The sequence below is a fragment of the Gilvimarinus sp. 1_MG-2023 genome (assembly GCF_030548285.1).
On the sequence record NZ_JAUOSC010000009.1, the window covers coordinates 1 to 20,060 of the forward strand.

At 47.7% G+C, this 20,060-nt stretch carries 23 protein-coding genes; 11 read left to right on the forward strand and 12 right to left on the reverse strand.

The genetic code is table 11. The features are described from left to right. The first annotated feature begins 351 nt into the window (after positions 1-351). The 8 genes from Q4563_RS10955 (at position 352) to Q4563_RS10990 (ending at position 8,135) form a co-directional block, all read left to right on the forward strand. Positions 352-1,887 (forward strand): methyl-accepting chemotaxis protein, encoded by a 1,536-nt coding sequence (locus tag Q4563_RS10955; protein WP_215976612.1) that lies wholly within the window; start codon positions 352-354, stop codon positions 1,885-1,887. Positions 1,888-1,916: 29 nt separating this feature from the next. After that, on the forward strand, positions 1,917-2,204 hold the full coding sequence (locus Q4563_RS10960; RefSeq protein WP_215976611.1) for a hypothetical protein: 288 nt from the start codon (positions 1,917-1,919) through the stop codon (positions 2,202-2,204). A gap of 157 nt (positions 2,205-2,361) precedes the next feature. After that, positions 2,362-2,751, forward strand: a complete 390-nt coding sequence (locus tag Q4563_RS10965) for a GtrA family protein (protein WP_215976610.1) — start codon at positions 2,362-2,364, stop codon at positions 2,749-2,751. A gap of 125 nt (positions 2,752-2,876) precedes the next feature. Continuing rightward, the gene (locus Q4563_RS10970) at positions 2,877-4,283 is read left to right on the forward strand and encodes a sugar porter family MFS transporter (protein ID WP_303604526.1); all 1,407 of its coding nucleotides are present in this window, start codon (positions 2,877-2,879) and stop codon (positions 4,281-4,283) included. Between the two features lie 196 nt (positions 4,284-4,479). Further along, positions 4,480-5,223, forward strand: a complete 744-nt coding sequence (locus Q4563_RS10975; RefSeq protein ID WP_215976608.1) for an endonuclease/exonuclease/phosphatase family protein — start codon at positions 4,480-4,482, stop codon at positions 5,221-5,223. Between the two features lie 9 nt (positions 5,224-5,232). Then, positions 5,233-6,543 (forward strand): cardiolipin synthase ClsB, encoded by a 1,311-nt coding sequence (gene clsB / locus Q4563_RS10980; protein WP_215976607.1) that lies wholly within the window; start codon positions 5,233-5,235, stop codon positions 6,541-6,543. After that, positions 6,540-7,544 (forward strand): lysylphosphatidylglycerol synthase domain-containing protein, encoded by a 1,005-nt coding sequence (locus tag Q4563_RS10985; RefSeq protein WP_215976606.1) that lies wholly within the window; start codon positions 6,540-6,542, stop codon positions 7,542-7,544. Before clsB ends, Q4563_RS10985 begins: the two co-directional genes overlap by 4 nt. Before the next feature lie 171 nt (positions 7,545-7,715). Beyond that, the gene (locus tag Q4563_RS10990) at positions 7,716-8,135 is read left to right on the forward strand and encodes a hypothetical protein (protein WP_215976605.1); all 420 of its coding nucleotides are present in this window, start codon (positions 7,716-7,718) and stop codon (positions 8,133-8,135) included. Here Q4563_RS10990 and Q4563_RS10995 read toward each other — a convergent pair. After that, complete coding sequence (locus Q4563_RS10995) at positions 8,132-8,629, reverse strand: tRNA-uridine aminocarboxypropyltransferase (RefSeq protein WP_303604527.1); 498 nt, start codon at positions 8,627-8,629, stop codon at positions 8,132-8,134. The two genes, Q4563_RS10990 and Q4563_RS10995, sit on opposite strands and share 4 nt — an antisense overlap. 328 nt (positions 8,630-8,957) lie before the next feature. Then, the gene (locus Q4563_RS11000; RefSeq protein WP_215976603.1) at positions 8,958-9,926 is read right to left on the reverse strand and encodes a lipid A deacylase LpxR family protein; all 969 of its coding nucleotides are present in this window, start codon (positions 9,924-9,926) and stop codon (positions 8,958-8,960) included. Positions 9,927-10,204: 278 nt separating this feature from the next. Here Q4563_RS11000 and Q4563_RS11005 point away from each other — a divergent pair, with 278 nt between their 5' ends. Next, entirely contained in the window at positions 10,205-10,639 is a 435-nt protein-coding gene (locus Q4563_RS11005) for a hypothetical protein (protein ID WP_303604528.1), read from the forward strand. Between the two features lie 29 nt (positions 10,640-10,668). Here Q4563_RS11005 and Q4563_RS11010 read toward each other — a convergent pair whose 3' ends face one another. Continuing rightward, the gene (locus Q4563_RS11010; RefSeq protein WP_215976601.1) at positions 10,669-11,289 is read right to left on the reverse strand and encodes a class I SAM-dependent DNA methyltransferase; all 621 of its coding nucleotides are present in this window, start codon (positions 11,287-11,289) and stop codon (positions 10,669-10,671) included. Positions 11,290-11,474: 185 nt separating this feature from the next. Between Q4563_RS11010 and Q4563_RS11015 the strand changes: the two genes are divergently transcribed. After that, complete coding sequence (locus Q4563_RS11015) at positions 11,475-12,362, forward strand: LysR family transcriptional regulator (RefSeq protein ID WP_303604529.1); 888 nt, start codon at positions 11,475-11,477, stop codon at positions 12,360-12,362. A 3-nt stretch (positions 12,363-12,365) separates the two neighbouring features. On the opposite strand, the gene Q4563_RS11020 is transcribed toward Q4563_RS11015, so the two are convergent. The 9 genes from Q4563_RS11020 to Q4563_RS11060 form a co-directional block, all read right to left on the reverse strand. Further along, positions 12,366-12,854 (reverse strand): AAA family ATPase, encoded by a 489-nt coding sequence (locus Q4563_RS11020; protein ID WP_303604530.1) that lies wholly within the window; start codon positions 12,852-12,854, stop codon positions 12,366-12,368. Positions 12,855-12,866: 12 nt separating this feature from the next. After that, a complete protein-coding gene (locus tag Q4563_RS11025; protein ID WP_215976598.1) occupies positions 12,867-13,202 on the reverse strand; it encodes a zinc ribbon domain-containing protein YjdM in 336 nt (111 codons plus the stop codon). 168 nt (positions 13,203-13,370) lie between these two features. After that, positions 13,371-14,075, reverse strand: a complete 705-nt coding sequence (locus Q4563_RS11030; RefSeq protein ID WP_303604531.1) for a cytochrome c biogenesis CcdA family protein — start codon at positions 14,073-14,075, stop codon at positions 13,371-13,373. Then, positions 14,072-14,470 (reverse strand): thioredoxin family protein, encoded by a 399-nt coding sequence (locus Q4563_RS11035; RefSeq protein WP_215976596.1) that lies wholly within the window; start codon positions 14,468-14,470, stop codon positions 14,072-14,074. Before Q4563_RS11035 ends, Q4563_RS11030 begins: the two co-directional genes overlap by 4 nt. A gap of 179 nt (positions 14,471-14,649) precedes the next feature. Further along, the gene (locus Q4563_RS11040; protein WP_215976595.1) at positions 14,650-15,096 is read right to left on the reverse strand and encodes a glutaredoxin family protein; all 447 of its coding nucleotides are present in this window, start codon (positions 15,094-15,096) and stop codon (positions 14,650-14,652) included. A gap of 83 nt (positions 15,097-15,179) precedes the next feature. Then, a complete protein-coding gene (locus tag Q4563_RS11045; protein WP_215976594.1) occupies positions 15,180-15,899 on the reverse strand; it encodes a YebC/PmpR family DNA-binding transcriptional regulator in 720 nt (239 codons plus the stop codon). A 73-nt stretch (positions 15,900-15,972) separates the two neighbouring features. Beyond that, the gene (locus Q4563_RS11050; RefSeq protein WP_303604532.1) at positions 15,973-16,806 is read right to left on the reverse strand and encodes a CPBP family intramembrane glutamic endopeptidase; all 834 of its coding nucleotides are present in this window, start codon (positions 16,804-16,806) and stop codon (positions 15,973-15,975) included. Further along, positions 16,793-17,938: a GNAT family N-acetyltransferase gene (locus Q4563_RS11055; RefSeq protein ID WP_215976593.1), complete on the reverse strand. Its 1,146-nt coding sequence runs from the start codon at positions 17,936-17,938 to the stop codon at positions 16,793-16,795. Before Q4563_RS11055 ends, Q4563_RS11050 begins: the two co-directional genes overlap by 14 nt. Continuing rightward, positions 17,931-18,692 (reverse strand): polysaccharide lyase, encoded by a 762-nt coding sequence (locus Q4563_RS11060; protein WP_303604533.1) that lies wholly within the window; start codon positions 18,690-18,692, stop codon positions 17,931-17,933. The genes Q4563_RS11055 and Q4563_RS11060 overlap by 8 nt, the downstream gene beginning before the upstream one ends. 287 nt (positions 18,693-18,979) lie before the next feature. Between Q4563_RS11060 and gspC the strand changes: the two genes are divergently transcribed. Continuing rightward, a complete protein-coding gene (gene gspC / locus Q4563_RS11065) occupies positions 18,980-20,029 on the forward strand; it encodes a type II secretion system protein GspC (RefSeq protein WP_215976592.1) in 1,050 nt (349 codons plus the stop codon). The last annotated feature ends 31 nt before the right edge of the window (positions 20,030-20,060 follow it).

A 20,060-nucleotide genomic window follows, 5' to 3' on the forward strand; every position in this document is an offset into this window, starting at 1 on the left:
AGCGTCCAGCGTCCAGCGTCCAGCGTCCAGCGTCCAGCGTCCAGCGTCCAGCGTCCAGCGTCCAGCGTCCAGCGTCCCTAAAGATTTCCCACCACAGGCCGATAGCTATTAACGTCTACAATAAAGTGAGATAGATGGCATCAGGGACTTGATATAGTGAATAGACAAGGGCTAATGGATTAATATAGCAAATTACTTAGTTAAGAAGCGTCATTGAGCTCGATATTCGGGAATGGCGCATTATAATACATATACAGAACCCAAATCGGGTGTTGTGAATCAGTGATCTCTCCCCTATAACTTTTTAGTGGGGCCTGATAAACGCACCAAATAGCTATAAAAGAGGACGCTGTGAATAATTTATCTCTCAAGTGGAAAATCCTACTCAGTGTCACCCTAACCTGCATTGCTGCGGTCATTGTGACGACTTTCGTTACGGTTAATTCTGGTATCACACGGGTGGAAGAAACCATCGTCGAAGACTCGCGCTCTTTGGCCGAGGTGCTCGGTGAGGCCAGTGTTGGCGCCATTATGTTTGAAGACGATATGACTGTTACCGCCTCGCTGGGTGCACTAAAAGCGAGCGAGCGCGTGCTAGGTGCGGTAATTTACAGCGACGGTAAACCCTTCGCTTGGTACTCAGGCACCGGTGGCGACCAAATGCCCACTAGCCTGCCTTCGCGCCCTAATAGCCCGGGTATCGTTGAGCTGGACAACGCAATTATTGTCACCGAAGCCATTAAGTCCGATGGTAGCTCGGTGGGTACTATATCTTTCCATGTTGATTTAGCTGAACTGGATGAGGTTATTTCCGATTCGGTATTTGACGCTACCGTGGTGGTAATTGTTATCAGCATTATTGCGGCAGGTTTAGCGTTTTTACTACAGGCCAGCATTATCAAGCCAGTGAACAATGTTGTTCGTGCGCTGCGGGACATTTCTGAAGGGGAAGGTGATCTAACGCGCCGCTTGCCGGTAGAAGGCTCAGATGAAATCAGTGAGCTGGCGGTTTGCTTTAATAAGTTTGTCGAGCGACTGCACGATATTATCTCCAGCGTGGCAGAAACGGCCGAGGAAGTCGACGAAAGTGCCAATATACTGTCTAACTTGTCGCAAGAGAACGAGCGATCGATTACCTCTCAGCAGGCAGATATTCAGCAAATTGTAACTGCCATTAAAGAAATGGCCGGTGTGGTTGCCGATGTGACCCAACGCGTCGCTGAAACGGCAGAAAACTCTCATCAGGCCGATCAAGTGGCCATGAGTGGTAAGCAAACCGTAGAAAGCACCATGAACCAGATCCAAAGTCTCTCGGCGGATATTAAAACCGCCTCTGAGGTGATTGATCGGTTGCGGCAAGAAACCGTGGCCATTGGTACTGTTCTGGATGTTATTCGCGGCATTGCCGAGCAAACTAACCTGCTGGCACTTAACGCGGCTATTGAGGCGGCGCGCGCCGGTGAACAGGGCCGAGGCTTTGCCGTAGTCGCCGACGAGGTGCGAACCCTAGCTTCCCGTACCCAGAGCTCTACCACTGAAATTCAAGAGATGATCGAGCGTTTGCAAACCGGTTCCGCGGAAGCGGTAGAAATGATGACAGCGGGCACTACCCAGGCGGATGCCTCGGTGACTAAGGCCGGTGAGGCAACCGACGCACTGGAAGAAATTACCAACTACGTGGGTGAAATCCGCGACCGTACTAACCAAATAGCTGCGGCCTCAGAGCAGCAGTCTGCCGCTACACAGCAAATTGAGATGAACATTGACAGTGTATCGGGTGTTGCTCAAAGTACTGCAGAGAGCTCGGGTCGTATTACTTCAAACAGTGTAAACCTCGCCAAAATGGCAAAACAGATGTCAGAAATGGTTGGAAGGTTTAAGATATAAGTATAAACGCGAAAAATAGAGAGCGGAAAATGAAGAAAACACTAACTACTTGTTTACTGACGCTAGTAATGACTGCCCCGGCTGTTTCGTGGGCTTGTAGCGAGCCGGCAAAGCCAGGTGAATTTCCAGACCCGGCCACCGCCGTAACCGCACAAATGGTCAAAGCCAATAATGAGGTAAAGGCTTACGTAAAAGCCATGCAAGAGTATCTAGGCTGTTCGGGTATGTCGCGTAGTCAACAAAAGGCGGCGATCAAAGAGCTTGAAGATTACGCCGAAAGCTTCAATAAGCTAATACGTGAGTTTAAAGCGCGTTAAGCGATTGTGTTAAATCTGGCGAAGGAATGCCAGCGCTCCTATTTCGTGTATCCCTCGCTGCCCCCTGACAATTCAACTTCCCTTAAATCCGAGACATGTACCACCCGGCATGCCAATGTCATCGTCTTGTCATGCATTGCGGTTAAAGTTGAAGATCATGACAAATCCCTTGGGCCATTGGGGGCCACAATTAGCTCGTTTCATCATTACCGGTTCAGTGCTCAGCTGTGCTGATTTAACACTATTCTTTTCGTTAGTCGCGTTGGGTGCCGCTTATGAATGGGCAAACGTTGCCGGTTTGATGTTGGGCTATTCACTGGGTTTTGTTTTGCATCATTGCTTTACTTTTCAATGCAACCGTTCCATCGAGCGTCGCTCGGCCCAGAAATATCTGCTTATTTTTCTGTTCAGTTTGACCTTAGGTACGGGTGTTTTACAACTGGTGTTGGCAGTGTCCGCCATACCTTTACTGGCAAAAGTTGCATCCATGGCCACCGTAGGCTTGAGTAATTTTATCTTGAGCCGTCGATTTGTATTCAGTTCATAGTACCTTATTCAAACCGTCTTCCTTACTCCTGTATATAACGTATTAACCCGAGAAAATTCCCTCTTGTTACTGACCCCTGTTTACCTTTATTCTTAAAATCACTATATCAATAATAAGGTAAAAACATGAGCCACACCTCTACTAGTAATCGTAACAGTACCGGATTCATAGTCTTTATTAGCTGTATCGCCACCATAGGTGGGTTTTTGTTCGGCTACGATAGCGGCGTTATTAATGGCACAGTGAAAGGCTTACAGCTGGCCTTTGACTCAAATTCGGCAGGTACAGGCTTTAGTGTGTCGTCAATGCTGCTCGGTTGTGCGGCAGGCGCTCTGTTTGCTGGCCGCTTGGCGGACAAATACGGTCGCAAAGCTCTACTTATTGTGGCGGCTTTGCTGTTTATCGTCTCGGCTTGGGGCTCCGGCATCGCGACCACAAGCTTTGAATTTGTGATCTATCGAATTTTAGGTGGTATGGCTGTAGGTTCTGCGTCAGTGATGGCGCCGGCCTATATCAGCGAGGTAGCGCCGGCACGCTACCGAGGTATGCTGATATCAATTCAGCAAATTGCCATTATCTCGGGCTTAACGGCGTCCTTCTTCTCCAACTATTTTTTAGCGGAAAATGCCGGCGGTTCCACCGTTGAATTTTGGGGTGGTTATGAAACCTGGCGTTGGATGTTTTGGGTTGAGCTAATTCCAGCGGGAATCTTTTTTATCGCGCTATTGGCTATTCCAGAAAGCCCTCGCTTTTTGGTGGCGAAGGGAAAAGAGCAAAAAGCCAAGGCGGTATTATCACGCCTATACGGTACTACTGAAGGCAGCGCTAAATACACGGAGATAGCCGAATCTCTATCTGCAGATCACAAGCCCAGTTTTTCTGATTTGATTGATAAGGGAAAAGTAAGACCGATAGTTTGGATCGGCATTGGTTTGGCCGTCTTACAGCAATTTGTCGGTATTAATGTGGTGTTTTATTACGGCGCTGTCTTGTGGGAAGCGGCGGGCTTTAGCGAAAGCGAAGCACTACAGACCAATATATTATCCGGTAGCATCAGTATCATCGCCTGTCTGATAACCTTCTTTTTAGTGGATAAAATCGGCCGCAAACCCTTACTTTGGTTTGGTTCTGCAGGGATGGCCATTAGTTTAGCCATTGTCGCGTACGCTTTTTGGGGTGCTCCGGTAGATGTGAATGGCAATTTAGCCTTATCCCAAGAATCTGGTTTATTGGCGCTGTACGGCGCTAACATTTATGTATTCTTGTTTAATATGTCGTGGGGCCCGGTTATGTGGGTTATGTTGGGTGAGATGTTTCCCAATCAAATACGTGGCTCAGGTCTTGCGGTTGCAGGGCTGGCGCAGTGGTTGGCTAACTTCTTAGTGACTTGGAGTTTCCCTATTATGCTGGCGGGTATTGGCTTGTCTGCGGCTTATGGTATTTACGCGTTTTTTGCAGCACTTTCGGTGCTTTTTGTACTGATCATGGTCAAGGAGACCAAGGGGTTAGAGTTGGAGCAGATGCAAGGCTAAATGGCTGAAACTAATGGAATATAGCCACCTTCGGGTGGCTTTTTTTTGCCTGTACCAACAGCGATTTCTAGGCTGCACTGAATAGTAGGCACTGATTCTGCATTAGTTACCGTTCTTACTAAAAAATAGGGGCTTGCCGTGAGTTTTCATCTATTTTTTACATATAGTGATGTAAAAACTGCAAGGGGGCGGATAGGTGACAGAACTAAAAGTACTGACCGTAAATATACACAAAGGGTTTTCCAGTTTTAACCAACGCTTTGTATTGCATGAGTTGCGCGAAGCGGCCCGTGAAGTGTCTGCCGACCTTGTTTTTTTACAAGAGGTTATCGGCCAACACGATAACTGGGCAAAACGACACAGTGGTAAGTGGCCAACTGAAACCCAATATGAATTTTTAGCGGATACGTTGTGGCCTAGTTATGCATACGGTCGCAATGCCGTGTATCAGCAAGGTCATCATGGCAATGCATTGTTGAGTAAATACTCGATTGTACATTGGGAAAACTACGATGCGACGGTAGGTAAGCTCGAAGAAAGAGGCTTGTTACACTGCCATATAGATTTACCGGATAATAAGCGTCTACACGCAATTTGTGTGCATTTAAGTCTGAGAGAAAATGACAGACAGATTCAACTGGCACAAATTAACGAACTGGTGAGTCGTATACCGAAAGAAGAGTCAGTAATTGTGGCTGGTGATTTTAACGATTGGCGTCAGAAATCTCAGAAAATACTGAGTACAGAAGCAGGATTTGAAGAGGTGTATATAAGTGGTTTAGGCGCGCCCCCGAAAACCTTTCCTGCCTTTTTCCCTATGCTTAGGCTGGACCGGATTTACGTACGTTCGGTACAGGAGCACCACCCTATTACAATGCCCAAAGCTCCCTGGAATAAGCTTTCAGATCATACGCCATTACTGGCAAATATTAAAATTTAAGGGGGCAATATGTTTGGTTATTTTAAAAGGCAGGGGGCTTTTGTAGAGGGTAACAGTATTCACCTTATGGAAAATGGTGAAAAGTTTTTCCCACAGCTTATTAGGCGTATAAAACACGCCAAGTGCGAAGTTTTTCTGGAAACGTTTATTTTGGAAAATGATCGTATCGGTCGAGCCATAAAACGTGCCATCTTACTGGCAAGAAAACGAGGTGCATGGGTAAGTTTAACGGTTGATAGTTGGGGTAGTCATTACCTTGATCCTGAATTTATTGAGGAATTAACAGCAGCCGGTGTGGTGTTTCAAATTTATGATCCACAGCCTAGTTGGTATAAAGGTCGGCCTAAATTATTTAGGCGCCTACATCGAAAGTTAGTTTGTGTGGATGGTAAGTATGCAATGATAGGCGGTATTAATTATTGCAACGATCATATGGTGACATCAGGCCCAGGAGCTAAACAAGACTATGCTGTAGAGCTGCAAGGGCCGATAATCGCGTCAATAAGACAGTTGTGTAAAAGCTATGTTCGAGATGCACGCGATGAACGATTGAAAGAAGTAGAAGTTTGGCCACCTGAACGGCAAGATAGAGGGCATAAAATTAGCTTTATCTCACGAGATAATAGACATAATCGTCGTCGTATAGAAAAAGCATATTTAACCGCTATCGCACAAGCAAAAACTCGTATATGGATTGCTAACGCGTATTTTTTTCCAAGCTATCGATTTGTAAGAGCGTTAATAAAAGCTCAACAGCGAGGCGTGGATGTTCGGTTAGTTATTCAGGGTGATCCCGATATACCATTTTCACTTTCAGTCGCACGGGCGTTATATGATTTAATATTGCGCAATAAAATTAAACTCTATGAATTTCGCGAGAGACCTCTGCATGCAAAAATCGCGGTAGTTGATGATCATTGGTCCACAATCGGTTCCAGTAACCTTGATCCACTCAGTTTAGCTTTTAATCTTGAAGCAAACATATTAGTTAAAAGTAAAGAGTTCAATAAAGAATTAGCTAGAAAAATAGATAACCTAGTGTCGAGAAGTGTTCCAATTGAGCAATCTTGGGTTAAGCATAGACGCTGGTACTGGCTGGTTAAAGACTTCTTTACCTTTCATGTTTTGCGTTGGTTTCCCACTATATCGGGTTTGTTTCCGGCACATACACCATTAATAAGAGAGTTAAAACGAGATCACGATACGGGCAATGGTCGATCGAAAGATTCAGAGCTGGATCGAAAATTTCCTGAATCAAAAGGGGCAAAGCGCGTGGTGAATACTACGGAGTATTTAAGTAAAGAGGAAATTGAATTATGAGCATCGAACAACAAGTTACTAAACCTGTTAAAACGATAGCTTCCTCTTCAGGAGTAAAAAAATATTGGCCGATGATTAAAAAAGTCGTTACCTATAGTTTTTTTGTTCTTATAGCCTATTTGATCATTAAACAGGCCATGACGATTGAATGGGAAAAAGTACTTACTGCATTTCGGGAAACCCCCTTACATATATTTGCATTTGCGAGTGTTATCGCAATTGCTTGTTTTAGTGTTTATGCAAGTTATGACTTAATTGGTAGATATTTTACCAAAATTAAATTATCGATCTCTAAGACATGGCTTGTAGCAATATTAAGTTATGCATTTAATCTCAACTTAAGTTCTTTAGTCGGCGGTGTGGCATTTCGATATAGGTTGTACTCTCGTTTTGGTGTGGGCGCCAAAGATGTGACCAAAATAATTGGTATTAGCGTAGCAACTAACTGGTTTGGTTATATTTTTCTTGCTGGATTGTTATTTGTGTCAGGTCAGATTGATGTTCCCCAATCTTGGAAAGTGTCAAATTTAACCTTACAGTGGATTGGTGCAGGTTTTTTATGTGTTGTGGCGGGCTATTTTTTATTATGTGCTTATAAGCAAGGGCAAGAATATAAATTTAAATCTGTTAGTCTCACAATTCCTGGCTTTAAAGTGGCCACTTTTCAGCTGTTACTAGCCTGTTGTCACTGGTGTTTGATGGCCAGCGTTATCTATCTATTCTTTTATGAGCAGGTATCGTTCTTTCTGGTGTTTGCGGTGTTGTTGGTGAGTGCCGTGGCAGGCGCAGTTACTCATATTCCGGGTGGTTTGGGTGTTTTAGAGGCGGTATTTGTGGCGTTGCTGGCTGCAAAAATTGATAAGTCTCAAATTCTAGCAGGATTGTTTGCTTACAGGTGTGTCTTTTACTTATTACCACTTGCGCTGGCCACCCCTGTTTATCTGAGCTTAGAAGCAATGGTAAAAGGTAACGGAAACGAAACAGTAGCAACGGAAAATTAGTTAGTGTCAGTAAGTGTAAACACCCTTTAATCATGATGGTGGCCGGCTGATATCTGTGCCAAAATACCGGCTCTCTATTAAAACAATAATTTATTCAACCGCCTGATAGTGATACCCAAACGGATAAACGATGCCATTGATCATCGAATAATATAAATATTGGGAATAACTATGCTGAAAAAAACTTTTGTTTGGGCTTTAAGCCTTATTTTTATACTCAATGCATCGACTGCAATTGCCGAAAACTCACAATCTAGTTTAATCGGTACATGGCAGTTAGTGGATGGCTGGGTAATAACTGACGATGGCGAGATACAGTACGATCTGCAAGCTATCACCTCACGCAAAATATTAAATCGCAATGATTTTGCGTTTGTATCGCGTAAAAACGGACAGTTTTGGGCCGCGAGCACTGGGCAATACCGTGTTGAGGGCAATCAGTACAGTGAGATTCCGCAACTGCTTTCGTACCCCATAGAAGACGGTACCATCTACGTTTTTACGTTCCGTTTGCAAGGGGATGACTGGTTTACCGAGCGTTATGCCAATGGCAAGCTGGTTGAACGCGAGCACTGGCGCCGTCTGCGTTAACGTCCGTGGTGAGCCTGTGCCAAAAGCTGATCGAGATCGCGCTCTAGCGCTTCGGCTAACTGAGGCAGTTTCTGAAGTCTTGCCAGCTCAGTCACAGTCTCTAACGTACAAAGCCCACCTGCTACCTGATTGCGTCGTAAGGTAAAGCGCGAAGGTGTGTCTGTGTTCAGTGAGTAGGCAGGCAGTGATTGTAAATATGGGCTGTGGTTAACTATCTTGCGCGCTTGTTGCCAGGTGCTATCAATCAATACAAGGTGCTCTGGTAATTCTAGAGCGCTGTGATTGGTAAGCGGTATGGCAGTAGGCGATGGATAGAGTAAGCCACTAGATAGAGCACCGAGGCGTTGCAAAAGCGCAGGGTCTGGTTGTTTTCGTTGCCAGATGACGCGATGGCACTGAGCCTCCGGGAAGTTCGACAGGCGCCGATGGGTAATAACGCCGGTATTGCTGGGTTTGTGTAGTTCGGTGGCGTGAGTAAGCAGGGTGATAATCATAAGAGCCGGTACTCGGCCTAGAGATAAGAGAATAAGGTGACTGCCATTATACACTGGTGGCGCTATACGCGGCTTAGCCTATGGCGCCGGGCAGATTTTTTCCAATTTTTATATACCTATTCGCTAATACTAAAATCGTAATACGACGACGCTTGTACAATGATCGAGGTCACCACCGAGGGGTGGCAGTTGGTATGTTCCTAATATCCATTCCAATTTTTGTTGTGGTCAACCAAAAGGTACTATTTATTGCATAAAATCAAAAGCATTTTAGCGCTTATTGATAGCCATCACCACAGGTAATGGCTATTGTGGTTGAGCGGGTAAGTTATAATCGCCATGCCAAGGTTAAAGCACCAAATTCATCCCGTGACGTATCGGCTTTATCCACCGAGTCGCCGGAGCGAAAAGATAGAGTCAAGCTGATATCCTCCCAACCATAACTGATACCCGCAGTGGCCATTAGCTGTTCATGTTTTAAGTCCCCATCCGGGCTATTTCGATACGTATTACCATCTACCAGGATGTTATTAAAGACATAATCCGCTTCGAATCCAGCGTAAACATACCAGCCTCCGTCAATAGAAGCCGGTGCACTAATTTCACCTCGGTGCAGGGCCGTTGACGGGAAGCTTTTGTCGAGTCGTGTACCTAAGCGCAATAATGCTCCGCCGCCGACGGCACTTTGCATGGTGCCAAGCTCTCCTTGAGCCATTATTACCGTGTCCATATAGTGGGCCAGTTCATAGCGCCATACGGCCGTTCGGCTAAAAGCAAAGATCGGCTCATTTTTTAATTGATAATCCCAGCCCTTGGGTTCGGTAGAGCCGGTAATTTTGTGTACGAACTTTTGTGATTCTTCAGCCATAGAGGCGGGACCAACCATACCTACCGTAACACTGACTAAATCGGCAAAGTTTTCTTCTACAATGGCATGACTTGCTCGGTAAAATAGCAGCCCGGCATAGGGCACGTCGTTGGGGTCGGGAACTTCTTGGCTAATATCCAAAGGCGTTACCATTGCCTGGCCAATGGTTTGTTCGCTAAAGTTGAGTGCATCTGAGTTTTGATCAAGCATCCAGCTTAACGATTTCGTTAGCCACGGCTGACGATAGCCCTCACCTTCAGTGGTTAAGTCGTACCATGATAAAAACAACCCATTGGTGTAGCCACCGCCATCAACATTTACAAATACATCGTTTTGCCATACCACTGATGCCCAGTCAGCCTCTGCTTGTGTGTGTGGAGCTATTATTCCACTTGCGGTTATTAAGGCTGTTACTAATACGTGTTTCATCAATTGTTCCTGTTGCTGCAAATGTTTTGTAAGGTTTGCAAAAATTTAAGACAGATACTTAACGGTTAAGTGAGGTCGTTACTAATACAAAGAAGTGAGTAACGATGCTCGTTAATTGCTTATGGTTGACAGCACGAATAAAGAGTCGGATAATTTGCTTAGGGCTTATTGGGCGCCCACCTCGCAAAAGTGAACTCACCAATTCAACCACACATTCGACAAGCCTAGCTTGTATATCATCTCTGGCCTCAAGCGAGCGGGTCTACTTTGGAGGCGATATGCATATACCATCTCAACTGTCTGACACAAGCGCATCGATTATTGACTCCGTCTTGCGAGACGCTAAAAAGTTGCATCGCACGGCACAGTCAAAATCCTATTCAAGTTCCTTGCCAATACTGCGTCGATTGCTGCATCAAGAAGTTTTTAGGGGACTCAGTCTGCCAGCGCTGCGAAGCCAATCGCATTTGATACAGCGCAAACATATCTTGCAATTATTAGCCCTTGAAGCGAATTACACCAGTTGGGCTCAATATCGTCAGGCGATCATTAACCAGCCCGACCAGATTCGCGGTTTTGAACAGACCTCTTTTGCTCAGCTGGGTTATCCCAATCATTGGTTTTCATCCTTGACAGAAGCACAGGCTTTTGCCAAACAGCATGGTGGCCAGGTGTTCGCTTATGCCAATCAAGGTGTTGTTGTGCCGAGCTAAGATTGCAGTGACGATCAAAATCCAAACATTTAATGTGGCTTACGCGCTATAAAGAAATGAGCGATAGCTTTGGGCGGCAACCAAGAGTACTCAATCGTAAACCCTGCTCGTGTTATAGCGGCTTCTAACTGAGTTGAGGTAAAAAAGTACACGCTGGGCCAAAAACCCAGCCATTTCATTGGTTTGGCAATGAGTTTAAGCCAGTTCATTTTGTTACCGAGACAGGCGGTACTGCTAACCAATACTCCACCGGGTTTAAGTGAGGCATACATAGCGCGTAAGTTTGCTTCTTTGTCTTCAATCAAATGCAACACGCTGTGTGCCATGGCCAGGTCATATTCTTGCTCGGGTAACGCAATCGAATTGGCCTCTCCGCAGTGAAAACTTACGTTGGAAATATGTTGCTGCACTTGTTTGCGCCGGGCTATCTCCAGCATTTTGGGCGAGATATCCCAGGCATCGATGTGATTGGCGTAAGGCGCGTGGTTAAGTGCGGTTGTACCTGTGCCGCAACCGAGCTCTAGAACTTTACTGTGAGGGTTTAAATACTCTCGGGTTTTAACGAGTTTTTGTTCATAAACCTGCTCATTAGGGATTGGGGCCTTGGCATACTTAGCGGCGGAACGATCCCAAAAAGACGCGCTGTTCATAATGCTCTCCATACAACATTCACTAAGGTGGTCTCTGTCTAGGGTGCTTTAGGGCAAAAAGTGATGGGTTAGTATATAGATACAAAAATGAATAGGAATTGCGTATTATTGCCTAACAGATAAACAAATATGCATGGGTTGGTCTAAGTCGCCCACCCGCAAAAGCTCAGAAGCATTGAGGTTACATGGATTGGCGCAGTGTTAATTTTGACTGGAATCATGCTCGGGCGTTTTTAGTCACAGCTCAAGAGGGATCACTATCGGCCGCGGCAAGAGTCTTAGGGGTGGCTCAACCCACATTGGGTCGGCAAGTAGCCGCACTTGAGCGCGAGCTGGAGGTGGCTCTGTTTGAACGCTATGGGCGAGGATTGGAGCTAACCCCTACCGGGTCGAGTTTATTGGCACATGTGCGCAGTATGGCGGATGCCGCCAACCAGTTGTCGCTGCAGGCGGCAGGCCAGAGTGAAGCTGTTGAAGGGCGCGTTTGTGTGTCGGCCACCGACTCAATGGCAGCGTATTCACTGCCTCCTATTCTGTGTGATTTACGCCAGGCTTACCCCAAAATCACGGTAGAGCTGCTGGCCACCAATACACTCAGTGATTTGCGTCGTCGCGAAGCGGACATTGCGCTGCGAGTGGCTGAGCCCACTCAGCCTGATTTAATCGCCCGTCGTTTAAAAGATTTTGAGGCGTATTTATACGCAACACCCGATTATCTACATCAACATTGTGCCGGTAATCGTCTAACCGATTTAGCCAGTTGCGCTTTTATCGGCTTTGAAGATAATACTGAGCTTATTAAAGAGTTCAATTCACGTGGATTAAAAGTCAGTATCGACAACTTTTGTTTGATTACCGCCAATCATATTGTGCACTGGGAACTGGTTAAGGCCGGTATGGGTGTGGGTATTATGATGAGTGATATTGGTGATGCTGAGCCGGGCGTTGTCCGAGCTTGCGACGATTTTCAGCCCTATGTGGGCGCCGTGTGGTTGGTATCGCACCGAGAGTTAAGGCATACGCGCCGGGTTAAGTCGGTGTTTGATTTTTTGGCGGATCGATTTAAGCCTTAAATTTTAATCGTATGAGAAAGATAAAATCTCGCGCTTTCTGCCGGCAAACGTTGTAAACAAGGCGCGGTGGGCGCGATAAGAAAACACATCTGTTCGTTGGCTATAATTCTTTATCCAATCAATAAGCATGGCAAGGTTAGCATTTTGCGCAGCGGGGCTGCTGTATTTGTGAGGCTCCCAAGGGCGTTTTTTAGCATTGGCAATACACGTTTCAGTGCCTGGGTTTAAGAAAATAATATCGTCGGCAGCTTGCATGGCAATATCCAGTAAATCCGAATAACAACCCTCGATCACCCAGTGTGTATAAGAACGGACAAAAGCGTGTATATCCTTGGCGCTCTGGTCAAGATCACGCCTTTGCGGGCTATCAGCATTCGGTTGCCATGCAATGGTATCAAGGTCCAGGTGAGCGTAACTCGATTGCATGGCAATTTTTTGCGCTAGGGTGGATTTACCTGAGCCCGAGTTACCAAAGATAACCGTACGCGGCATTACAACCTCCTATCAGGCCTTTTTAACAAATTTGGCGGTGATAAACATTTCGCCTGCGCCGTCCACCTTACAGTCCAGCTGATGATCTTTTGTATCTCGAATGCGTTTTATACGTGCTTTGGTGCCGATTTTAATCGGCTGTGAACTGCCTTTTACTTTTAAATCTTTTACACACGTCACGCTATCGCCTTCGGTCAGTGCGTTGCCATTGGCATCTTGCACCGTAAAGACATCCAGATCATCAGGTGCCGTTGGGTTCCATTCAAAGCCACATTCTGGGCATATCATCATATGCTGATCTTGATAGCTGAATTGCGATTGACACTGAGGGCAAGCAGGCAGGTTCATAAATATACTGTCATTAAGAGTGAATCCATTCACCGCACTGGGTTAAGTGCAGCGAATAGTAGCGGAGATTTGAAGATCGCGCGAGTCTTGACCAAACAAAACGAAAAGCCCAATGGCAAGTACCATTGGGCTTTGGTCTATCACTGGCAAGTTAAAAGGCCTGCGGTTTTATAAACTGGTTGCCCATTCGGGCAGCCAAATCAGGGCCCAGGTTTCCAGCTGTTTATCTAATCCGGTTAACGTCAACACGCCTAATAAAACCAAAATAGCACCGAGCAAGATCTTGCCAAAGCCTGCACTACTGGCCATACCGCCGGTGATTTTTTTCAGTGCTTTGCCCGATAGCAACCCGGCTATCAGTAATACCAAAGCCGTGCCTACGCCGAAGGCGAGCATAATAATAAAAGCCGACAACATTTGTTGGCCCTGAGAGGCCAGTGCAATCGCCGCCCCCAGCGTTGGCCCTACGCAGGGCAGCCAGACAATACCGAGCAAAAAACCGACCCCAAACTGCCCGCCCCACTGATTATCCGCGAGGCTATTAAAACGGCTGCTGAGCATGGATAAACGCAAGCTCAGCCAATCGTTTAGCGGTTTAATCAATAGTATTAAGCCCACTAACAGCAGTAGCACGGCGGCAAAGTAACGGAACAACTCCGGGTCTAGCCCAAGATTGACCAGCACAAAGCTCAGCAGGGTTCCTGCCAGCGCAAACGAGAGGCTTAGCCCCAAGGCCAAAGCATAGGGGCCAAAGCGATTATTGCTGGCCGCCGACCCCATCACAATTGGTACAAGCGGCCAAACACAGGGCGATAATACACCCAACACACCGGCTAAAAAGGCCAGCGGTAGTGCGGTTAATTCGAGAGTCATTCGGCCGTCTCGGTCACTTTGTTCAAAGCTGCATAGAGTTTTTCTTCGCGCGTCTCAGCCACGCTGAACCAGACTTGTTCGCCATTATTGAATAATACCAAGGTTGATTGGCGCGGCGCTTTAAAGTGTGTGACCCACTGTTTTTGATCATCGAAGTCGACTTCTAAAATCACCAAGTCAGTGTCTGGATTTTGCGTTTGATAGGCCTCTAATAACTTTCGCTGTTTGGCGCAGGTGGGGCACCAGGTCGCGTAGATATCGACCAAAATGGGTGTGCCCTCTGCTTGCAATGAATCAAAGCGCTCTTTGGTAAACGGCTCGGCATCAACCGCCAGAACCCCGGCACTAAACCATAGTAATAAGCTGGCACAGGCTAAACGGGTAAAACTCAACATATACGATCTCCAAAGGTTATTAGTTATTAATAGACTATTGTGAAAGCGCTATGTTACAGGTGGGAGTAAAAGGTTTATGTCGGTTTGTTGGCACAAAAAATAAAGAAATGTAATGCACAGTAAACAGCTGGCCACGACTACTGGAATCGTGCGTTAGTAATAAATAATTTTAGAGCGCTTTAAGGGCGGTATATCTTTTCAAATTTAGAAACACTCCAGCCGCGCATGGTGGTATCCCCAATACGCAGTACGGGCACCCCTTTCCCCTGTAATTTATCGTACTCGCGTTTGGCTTGTTCGGAGGTTTCGATATCGCGTTCAACATAATCGATATTGTTGTCTGCAAAATAGCGCCGCGCTTTTTTGCAGTAGCCGCACCAGCTGGTGGCATACATAACAATTTTTTTCGGCAGGTTTAATTTGATCTCTTGTTGCCCATAGACCGATTCAGGTACGGCTTGATGCTGGTAAGAGTTAACCTTAGGCGTGACGGATTCGGCTTGAATGTGGTCTGGTTTGCTATCGCTGTAATGGGTTTTACCCTGCTCATCCACCCACTTGTAAATTTCACCGTAAGCCGGCAGCGAGAGTAATAAAGCCAGTAGAAATCCGTTGAGTATTTGCATTATTCGATCCTTGAAGTTGCCCGTTAAAAAAATACCAGGTGTTCCGCATTAAGCTAAAACCGGAACACCTGATTATTGCTGTATTACGACATTTCGGCGTTGTGATAAACCCGTTGAACGTCGTCTACATCGTTGAGCATATCCAGAAATTTTTCCATCATTTCGGCTTCGTCACCGCTGATTTCGGTCATGGTTTGTGGCACAAACTGGATTTCATCCACATCGAAATCAACGCCTTCAAAGGCCTCGGTCAGGGCATTGCGCGCCTTGCCGTATTCGGTATTGGGGGCAAAGACGGTGATTTTGCCTTCATCTGCCTCGATATCGGTGACGTCTACATCCGCCATCATCAGCGCTTCCAGTACCTGCTCCTCGTCGTCGCCATCGAACACAAAAATAGCGCTGTGGTCGAACATATGGCTGACGGTGCCTGAGGTACCCAGCTTGCTTTTGGTTTTGTTAAAGCAGGTACGAACATCGCCGATGGTGCGGTTTGGGTTGTCGGTTAAACAGTCGACGATCACCATAACATTGCCAGGGCCGAAGCCTTCGTAACGGGCGGTGGAGAAGTCTTCACCGGCGCCACCATTGGCCTTGTCCAGCGCTTTTTCAATCACATGGCTAGGCACTTGGTCTTTTTTGGCCCGATCCATTAGGCTGCGCAATGTTAGGTTACCCGACGGGTCACTGCCGCCTTGTTTGGCGCACACGTAGATCTCGCGGCCGTACTTGCTGTAGACCTTGGTTTTCGCGGCGGCGGTTTTCGCCATGGATTCTTTACGGTTTTGGAAAGCTCTGCCCATGCCAGTCTCTTATCTGTCGTCAATTTTAGTAAAGGTGTGATTTTACTCTGATTACGCGGCCACGAAAACCCAGTTAAAAAGGCCACCAGATATCAGGTATGCCGGATTTGCGTCCTAGGGCGGCAAAATCCATCGCCAATGCAATGGTTACATGGACCGCAACACCGCCCCATATGGAGCGCGAGCGCAGCGCCAGTACCCCCAAGAACAGGCCAAACAAAATTGCGCCTGTGGCCTCTAACCAAAGCTTGGGAAAGTGGATCATTAAATAGGGTACACACATAACCCAAATAGCGTTGGCCCCCATGGCGGGGCGCAGCGCATTTAGGATAAAACCGCGAAAGAAAAACTCGAGAAATATAAATTGGGCGATATACAAGCACTCCCAAGCGATTAAATCCACCCAGCTGCGCGAGGCTTTATCGTAAAACGGGTAGTGGTGAACGAAGTCTTGCCCCAGGCTCACCATGTAGACAAAAAACAAAATGGGGCTGACCAATAGCACATAACCCAGCCAGTGAGTGTGGGTTTCTCCCCAGCGCCAACCCATATCCAGCGCTCGTTGCTTGAGTACTACACGAATCACCAGAACGGGTATAAGTACATACCCTACGAGGTGTACGGCGCTCCACCAGGCGTAACCGGCCAGCTCAAACCAGCCGCTGGCGCGAAGTGCACCAATATAGTCTTGGTCTAGATTGCCCCCCAGCCAGTGTAGTATGAGCAGTAGATTGCGCGAGTATTTACCGTAGTGAACCAGCAGTAGGCAAACACAGACACAGGCCAATACCGCCATTACCCGGCGCAGCGCTGCCGGACGATCTAGGCTGTGGGAGGGCGGCTCGGCGTCGATACGATCGAGCTGGGTCAGTATATTGACGGGGTTGAGGACTTTAAGCGGGTTCATGTTTAAACGGTAAATGCTCCTTGGCATCGTTATAGTAGCCTTGCACCATAGCAGTTTCCTGCTGCAAGAAATCATCCACCGCCGCCTGAAAACGCTGGTCGCGCAGCCAGTGGTGGGACACGGTCGCTATCGGTTCAAAGCCGCGCGCCAGCTTGTGCTCGCCCTGAGCTCCGCCGTCGAAGCGCTGCAAGCCCCCGGCAATGGCGTAATCGATGCCCTGGTAATAACAGGTTTCAAAGTGCAAAAAATCGAACTCCGCCAGACAGCCCCAGTAGCGGCCGTACAGCGTTTCACTGTCTTTTAACATCAGCGAAGCGGCCACTGGCTTGTCAGCTTGGCTGGCGATAACCATCACGCAATGTTCGGCCATATTGGTTCCGAGTTGGGTGAAAAATGCTTGCCCCAAATAGCCGGCGTGGCCACTGAGTTTTAGATAAGTACGTTGATACAACGGGTAGAAGAATCGCCAGTGCTCTTCGGTCAGGGCCTGTCCGCTTAGCACTTTAAAGGTAAAACCCTGCTCGGCTACCCGGCGGCGTTCTTTTAGAACGTTTTTACGTTTGCGAGAGGTAAACGTGGCGACAAAATCATCGAAAGAGCGGTAATGTCGGTTGTGCCAGTGAAACTGCGTGCCGGTGCGCCGCGCTAAATTCGCCGAATCGAGGGCGGTGCTTTGTTCAGAATCGGGGAAAAGGCAGTGCCAGCCAGATAATTCGCACCGCTCGCATTCGCGCTTCATGGTGGTAATGGCATAGTCCAGCACGTGCTGCTCCTGCCAGCGCCCTAGAATTCTCGGCCCATAACAAGGGGTGAAAGGTACCGCCGAAATAAGCTTGGGATAGTAATCTAAACCCTGATGCTGGTAGGCATCGGCCCAGGCCCAGTCGAAGACATATTCGCCGTAAGAATGCGCCTTAATAAACGAGGGAATTAACAGGGCCGGCGTGCCGCCCTCCTCCACCAACAAATGGTAGGGCTGCCAGCCAGTATTGGCCGTCGTTGCCCCCGAGTGCTCAAGGGCGGTTAGCCATGCGTGTCGATTAAATGGGTAGTCTGTGCCCGCTAGTGCATCCCACAGGTGGGCTGGGCACTGATCGATGGAGGTTAAAAAGTGATGGGTCAATTCAGTCATGATTTAATGGCACTGACTTTTTGTAAGGCGAACAGGTTACTTTAGTATTGGGGTCAAAAGCGGCCAACAAACTCTCGATACTGTCACTCTGGCGCGCGTTGTCGATTAATAGGGTGGCCGCCGAGTCTTCGCGGCTGCGCAACAGGCCTATTTGGGTAAACATAGCGTCGGTTTTATTGGCTCGGGTTTGCATGGTTTGGTTAAACACTTTGATGCCGTCGTGCCAGATAGTGACCCGGCCTAGATTGGGGGCGAGGGAAAAGTGGATATGCATCGCCAGATCGTGCCAAACGCCGGCACTGGCCCCATCGGGTAAATGCCAATAGGCCGAATCGGCGCCACTGGCTTGAAAGCTAAGCGCAGTGCCGTGGATATTGAAGCGCATTTGTTGTTGCCATGAGTCTTGCGCTTCCCAATAGCCGAATTCATGCTTGGCGACTGATAACGGCTGAGGCAAGAAAAAGCTCCAGCCCAGAAACACATCCGCACCCTCGCGAGTATCGGCCGGCTTAAAGTGAAGCTCGCTACGATTGAGGTCGGGGTTGCCGTGCCAGAGAAACGATTCGGCGCCAGTAATGGTGATGTCGGCGGCGTAATTGCCCTCGTAGACACAATCAGACTGGATGCTGATCCCTTGCGGGTGTGTGAGATAGGGCCATTGGGACAAGTCGCCGGTTTCAAAATCACCGCGCCAAAGCTGCCCAGCCATTGTGTTCGAAGCCAATAGAGATAAAAATAATAGTAGCGATTTCACGCTAGCCTCTCTTATCAAATGGGGTTGCATTAGCAGCTTAACGGTGAGTTATAAGCGCATTTTACGCATTTGGAGCTAAGTTAATGCAGTTTTTGCTCACCATTTCATGCAAACAGGGAATAAAAGCTGCAAAAAAACTGTCACAATCGCTGCGTAGCCTAGCCGCCAACGCTGCATCGCTTCGCTTTTACAGGGCGGTTCCAGTACAATCGGTCGGCTCAGGATATATGATGCATGAAATTTGAAGAACCTGAAGAGCTTAGCTCGGCACAACGAAAATCATAAAAATGCAGAACTTTTCCCTACAAGATACTGGCGCCGACAACTCCAAACGCCTCGGCAAGTTCGCTGGCCGCGTTGGTCACGCTTTGGGTAAAATCCCATTAAGGCGCTGGCAAGCCCTCGTTTTGCTGCTGATTGTTGTGTGGCTTGCACACAGTCTCGCCCAATTTTTCTGGGCCCTTGCGCCTCAGCCGGAGATCGCGCCGGCCCAGGTGGGAGCCAATACCGTAACCGCCGCGAGTGCTGGTGATAGTAAAAGTGCTGTTGATATTATCCGGTTGCGCGAGCTCTCGGTGTTTGGCAGCTCTAGCGGCGAAACCGAAGGCATTGAAGAGGACCCCGCGCTCACCAATGAGCCGCTTGAACCGCAAATTGAGGATCAAGCCGTAGACACTAAGCTTTCGCTGGTGCTGCAAGGGGTAATTAATTCCAGTGACAGCCGCGCCGCTCGCGCTATTATTGCCGACGCAAAAACCCAGCAAACCTACGGCCCAGGTGATGAAATTAAGAATATGCGCGGTGTAAAAGTCGCTAAAGTGCTCGATTTGCGCGTTATTCTCGACAACAAAGGTCAATACGAGTCGCTCTGGCTGTATAAAGACCAGCCCGGTGGCCAGACGGTAGCGCGTCGCTACACCCCCCCGGCCGATAGCCCCAGCCGTAGTCGAGCCGACGAGGAAGACAGCACCGCGGAAGACCAGAGCGAACAGGTCTCCGGACCCATGCGCCGGGATACGCCCGCGGCCAAAGACGAAGATACCAGTGTCTCGGTGGATCAATTAGGGCAAAATTTATCCGATGTTGTCGCTTTTAACATTCACCGTGGCAGTGATGGACAAATTCAAGGTTATAAAGTGCGGCCCGGCCGCAACCCCGCTGCATTCGAAGCGGTGGGTTTAGAGAACGGCGATATCGTCACAGCGGTGAATGGAACCACACTGGACAATCCCGGTCGCATTATGGAAATTTACCGCAACTTAGGTCAAACCACATCCGCCAGCCTCGAAGTCGAGCGCAATGGTGACATAGTGATCATTGACGTTGAGCTGGATTAAGTGAGGTTCTTAGTGAGAAGGTGTTATTCCC